The 5,687-nt window shown below is 64.4% G+C and carries 3 protein-coding genes; all 3 read left to right on the forward strand.

Translation table 11 applies throughout. The features are described from left to right. On the forward strand, window positions 1–919 hold a 919-nt coding region (locus tag EN750_RS16045), incomplete at its 5' end, for a DUF2778 domain-containing protein (protein ID WP_145967694.1). Window positions 920–1,047: 128 nt separating this feature from the next. Next, window positions 1,048–4,224 (forward strand): excinuclease ABC subunit UvrB, encoded by a 3,177-nt coding sequence (gene uvrB / locus EN750_RS16050; RefSeq protein WP_127396990.1) that lies wholly within the window; start codon window positions 1,048–1,050, stop codon window positions 4,222–4,224. A gap of 389 nt (window positions 4,225–4,613) precedes the next feature. After that, window positions 4,614–5,687: ATP-binding cassette domain-containing protein (locus EN750_RS16055; RefSeq protein WP_145967696.1), on the forward strand; the 1,074-nt coding region annotated here is incomplete at its 3' end.

Below are 5,687 nucleotides of genomic sequence, written 5' to 3' on the forward strand. Positions count from 1 at the left end.
GCCGATGGGCTTTGCCCAATCCGATACGCCAGACAATTCGCAGTTGGCCCTTGCCCTCGTGCAGTCGCTGCCGGTCGACGCCGAGGCGTTTGCCTCACCGCTGCCGATCGAGGAATCGTCAGCCGATATCGCGGTTTCGCCCGTCGAAACCCAGCAGGATCAACCCGGCGATGCCGCCTCACTGCCGGACGCGCTGACCGACGACGTGCCGTTGCCGCCCCCCCCCCCGCAATTCGCCCCGCCGCAGCCCAAAATCGTGCAGCAGCAGCCTAAGCCCGTCCAGCAGCCCAAATCTGTTCAGCAGCCCAAGCCCGCCCAGCAATCGAAGCCGGCGCGTGAGACGGTCCAGCAGGCCCAGCCGGCAAAACCGGCGCGGCAAGGCCGGCCGGCCGATGGCGGCGATGTGCTGGCCTACGCCAAGCCGGACACGCCTTCGGGCGGCCTTGGCAAGGCGTTCAGAAATCTGTTCAACTCGCCGGGATCCAGAAGCGGCGCCGGCAATGGCGTCGCCGTCTACGATATCAGCGCCGCCACCGTCTACATGCCTGACGGCTCAAGGCTCGAGGCGCATTCTGGCATCGGCGCGATGACGGACCAGCCGCGCTATGCCGACCAGAAGAACCGCGGACCGACACCGCCCAACACCTACAATCTGTCGCTGCGCGAGTCGCGCTTTCATGGTGTGGAGGCCTTGCGCCTGACGCCGGTCGATGGCCGCAACAAGTACAATCGCGACGGGTTCCTGGCCCATACGTATCTGCTTCGGGGCCGCTACGCCCAGTCGAGCGGCTGCGTCGCCTTCAAGGATTATGCGCGTTTCCTCGCCGCCTTCAAGAAGGGCAAGATCAAACGCCTCGTCGTGGTGCCGCGCCTGAACGGGTCGGCTACGCAGGTCGCATCAGCCGCCAGGGGCGTGTAGCGACAAGAGGCTTTCGGGCGCACCTTCCCGCCTGCTCCTGACAGCCTGCTGTCAGGAGCAGCGCTGTCCGGCACGCCTCTCCCCACCGCGCTCTTTCCATTTTGGCCAGGAAATCCCATATTCGGGACATGGCCAAATCTCCCGACAAAAAAACGCCGCCGACGGCGAATGACGACCGCGCCGCGCCGAAGCGGCGCAGTCCGCTGACCGATTTCCTCGACGCTTCGGAGCCGCTGCACAGAGGCGGCTTTGCCGAGATGCCGCAGCCGGAACTCTCTGGCACGCCGCTGACCGGTTCGATCGCAGACTGGGCCGAGCAGATTGAGCAGGAGGCCGAGAAGGAAGGACGTCTTGCCGGCAAGGGCGACGGCGGCAAATCGCCGAAGCCGTCGAAGAAGATACCCGAGCGCTCAAGCTCGCCGGGACGCAGTTCGCGCGGCACCTCGATGGGTGGGGCGGCGACGGCAAGGGAGCGCACGGCAGCGGGCCTCAACCCGGTCGCGGGTCTCGACATTTCGCTGGAAGACGCCGAGACGATGGCTTCGGGCAGCGTCACCGCGACGGTGGCGGCACTGTCGGCGCTGATCGAATCCGGCAATCCGCTGCACAAGGACGGTGTGCTGTGGACGCCGCATCGCCCCGCCCGCCCGGAAAAATCCGAAGGCGGCATCGCCATCAAGATGGTGTCGGATTTCGAGCCGGCCGGCGACCAGCCGACCGCCATCAAGGATCTGGTCGAAGGCGTCGACAACAACGACCGGACCCAGGTGCTGCTCGGCGTCACCGGCTCCGGAAAAACCTTCACCATGGCCAAGGTGATCGAGGAGACGCAGCGCCCTGCCTTGATCCTGGCGCCGAACAAGACGCTGGCGGCGCAGCTCTATTCCGAGTTCAAGAAATTCTTCCCGGAAAACGCCGTCGAGTATTTCGTCTCCTACTACGACTATTACCAGCCGGAAGCCTACGTCCCGCGCACCGATACCTTCATCGAGAAGGAATCCTCGATCAACGAGCAGATCGACCGCATGCGCCACTCGGCGACGCGTTCGCTACTCGAGCGCGACGACGTCATCATCGTCGCCTCGGTGTCCTGCATCTATGGTATCGGCTCGGTCGAGACCTACACGGCGATGACCTTCCAGATGCAGATCGGCGATCGGCTCGACCAGCGCGCGCTGCTCGCCGATCTCGTCGCCCAGCAGTACAAACGGCAGGACATCAATTTCGTTCGCGGCTCGTTCCGCGTGCGCGGCGACACGATCGAGATCTTCCCGGCGCACCTCGAAGACCGCGCCTGGCGCATCTCGATGTTCGGCGACGAGATCGAGCAGATCACCGAGTTCGACCCGCTGACCGGACAGAAGACCGGCGAGCTGAAAAGCGTCAAGATCTACGCCAATTCGCACTATGTGACGCCGCGCCCGACGCTGAACCAGGCGATCAAGTCGATCAAGGAAGAGCTCAAGCACCGGCTGGTCGAACTCGAGCGCGCAGGCCGCCTGCTCGAGGCGCAGCGGCTGGAACAGCGCTGCCGCTTCGACCTCGAAATGCTGGAAGCCACCGGCTCCTGCGCCGGCATCGAGAACTATTCGCGCTATCTCACCGGCCGCCAGCCGGGTGATCCGCCGCCGACGCTGTTCGAGTACATTCCCGACAACGCGCTGGTCTTCATCGATGAAAGCCATGTCACCGTGCCGCAGATCGGCGGCATGTATCGCGGCGACTTTCGCCGCAAGGCGACACTGGCCGAATACGGCTTCCGTCTGCCGTCCTGCATGGACAACCGGCCGCTGCGCTTCGAGGAATGGGATGCCATGCGTCCGCTTTCGGTCGCCGTCTCGGCGACCCCTGGCGGCTGGGAGATGGAGCAGGCCGGCGGCGTCTTCGCCGAGCAGGTCATCCGCCCGACCGGCCTGATCGATCCGCCGGTCGAGGTCCGCCCGGCCAAGACCCAGGTCGACGATGTCGTTGGCGAAATCCGTGACACCACCAAGGCCGGCTACCGCACGCTGGTGACGGTGCTGACCAAGCGCATGGCCGAGGATTTGACCGAATATCTGCATGAGCAAGGCATCCGCGTCCGCTACATGCACTCGGACATCGACACGCTGGAGCGCATCGAGATCCTGCGCGATCTGCGCCTCGGCGCCTTCGACGTGCTGGTCGGCATCAACCTGCTGCGCGAAGGCCTCGACATTCCCGAATGCGGCTTCGTCGCCATTCTCGACGCCGACAAGGAAGGTTTCCTGCGCTCGGAAACCTCGCTGATCCAGACCATCGGCCGCGCCGCCAGAAACGTCGACGGCAAAGTCATCCTCTATGCCGACCAGATGACCGGCTCGATGGAGCGGGCGATGGCCGAGACCAATCGCCGCCGCGAAAAGCAGGTGGAGTGGAACGAGGCCAACGGCATCACGCCGGAATCGGTCAAGTCGCGCATCTCCGATATCCTGGATTCGGTCTACGAGAAGGACCACGTCCGCGCCGACATCTCGCAGTTCACCGACAGCGCCGGCGCCATGATGGGCAACAATCTGAAGGCCCATCTCGACGCGATGGAGAAACAGATGCGCGATGCCGCCGCCAATCTCGACTTCGAGAAGGCGGCCCGCATCCGCGACGAGATCAAGCGGCTGCGCGAGATGGAATTGTCCATCTCCGAAGACCCGCTGGCCAAATACGCCGACATGGAAAGCCCGGCCTCCGGCCGCGAAAAGGGCAAGCACAACAAGGGCGTGGCCAAACATCGGACAGCAGAAGAACAGGAGCGTTTCCGCAAGTTCGACGAAGCGCGTGCCGCAGAAGAGGCGGCCAAGGCTGCCCGGCCCAACCTCTTCCGCAAGCCTGATCTCGACGAGATGGGCGCCGACGGCGCCGTACCAGTGAAAAAACCGCTGTTTTCGAAACCCTCGATCGACGACATGGGTCCGGGCACCGACATGCCGACGCCGGCCGGCGCGGTGTCACGCTCGCTGTTCAAGAAACAGTCGGCCGAAGAGGCGCATGGCTCCGATTTCGGCATTCCCGGCGACGTCACCAAGCCACTGTTCAAGAAGAACTCGCTCGATGAGATGACCGTGCGGCGCACGGAAAAGCCGGTCGAGGGAAAAGTGCCTGCCAAGCCCCAGCCAATCTCCCCCCAAGTGGGGGAGATGCCCGGCAGGGCAGAGGGGCGTGCGAAGGAACGCGACGATTCCGCTAAGCCAATCGTTCGCCAGCGCGCCGGCATCGGCTCATACGAGGATCCAGGCGACGCACGCCGCGACAAACGCCGGCCGGGGAAGACGGGACGGCCGGGGAAGTAGGTTCAAATTATTCGAAATGCCGGCGGGACAGCGCCCCCCTCTGTCCTGCCAATCTCCCCCACGAGGGGGGGGAGATTGGCAGCTTCACCGCATCGCTCCCTCCTGGGCCGCCCCCTTGCCACCAGCCTCGCCTTTGGTGTAATCGCTCCGCACACTCGAACGTCTCGAAAGGAGGGCTCACGTGTTTACGTTTCATCGTCACCATCGTCAGCGTGGCCCGATTTCTGCCCTGCGAGCTTGCTTGCAGGGCTGACCAGGGACGGTCCGGGTTTTTCCCGCTTCGATTTTTTGGTCTGCCCTTCGTGGTGTTGCAACGCCGAGCCTGATGGCCAGCACGCGCACCGTCAAAGTGGACCGGAGATGTCTCCGGCAAGACCAGAGAAATCAAAATGGCCCTGATCAGCCTCAAATCCCTCGGCGTCACCATGAGTGCGCCGCTGTTTGCCAATCTCGACCTCACCATCGGCTCCGGCGACCGGCTCGGCATTGTCGCCGCCAATGGCCGCGGCAAGTCGACCTTGCTGAAATGCCTGACCGGCGAGATGGAGCCGACCTCCGGCGACATCACCCGCACGCGCGGCCTACGCGTCGGTCATGTCGAGCAATCCATTGCCCCGGCCCTTCTCCCCCGCAGCTTCCATCAGGTGGTGGCCGACGCCTTGCCGCCCGAGCAGGCTGAAAGCGAGCTGTGGCGCGTCGACGTGGTTCTCGATTCACTCGATGTGCCGGAGCCGATGCGCGAGCGGCCAATGCAGGCGCTGAGCGGCGGTTGGCAGAGACTGGCGCTGATCGCCCGCGTCTGGGTGACAGATCCGGACGTGCTGCTGCTCGACGAGCCGACCAACCATCTCGACCTTGCTCGCATCGGCCAGTTGGAAACCTGGCTCAACGCATTGCCGCGTGAGGTGCCGGTCGTCATTGCCAGCCACGACCGCGCCTTTCTCGACGCCGCCACCAACCGGACGCTGTTCCTGCGCCCGGAACGGTCGCCCGTGTTTGCCTTGCCCTATTCCCGCGCAAGGCGGGCGCTCGACGAGGTCGACGCCTCGACCGAGCGCAAGTTCCAGCGCGACATGAAGGTGGCGCAGCAATTGCGCCGGCAGGCGGCCAAGCTCAACAATATCGGCATCAATTCAGGCAGCGACCTGCTGACGGTCAAGACCAGGCAACTCAGCCAGCGGGCCGAAAAACTGGAGGAAGCGGCGAACCCGGCGCATCGCGAGAAGTCGGCGGGTGCCATAAAACTGGCCAATCGCGGCACCCACGCCAAAGTGCTGATCACGCTCGATGACGCGGCTGTCGAAACACCCGATGGCACGCTGCTGTTTCGGACCGGCAAGCGCCACATCTGCCAGGGCGACCGCATCGTGCTGCTAGGCCGCAACGGCGTCGGCAAGTCGCGCTTCGTCACCCTGATCCGCAATGCCATTGTCGAACCGGACACGGTGCGGAATGTGAAGGTG

This window comes from Mesorhizobium sp. M7A.F.Ca.ET.027.03.2.1, from assembly GCF_003999175.1.
Classification (GTDB): Bacteria; Pseudomonadota; Alphaproteobacteria; order Rhizobiales; family Rhizobiaceae; genus Mesorhizobium.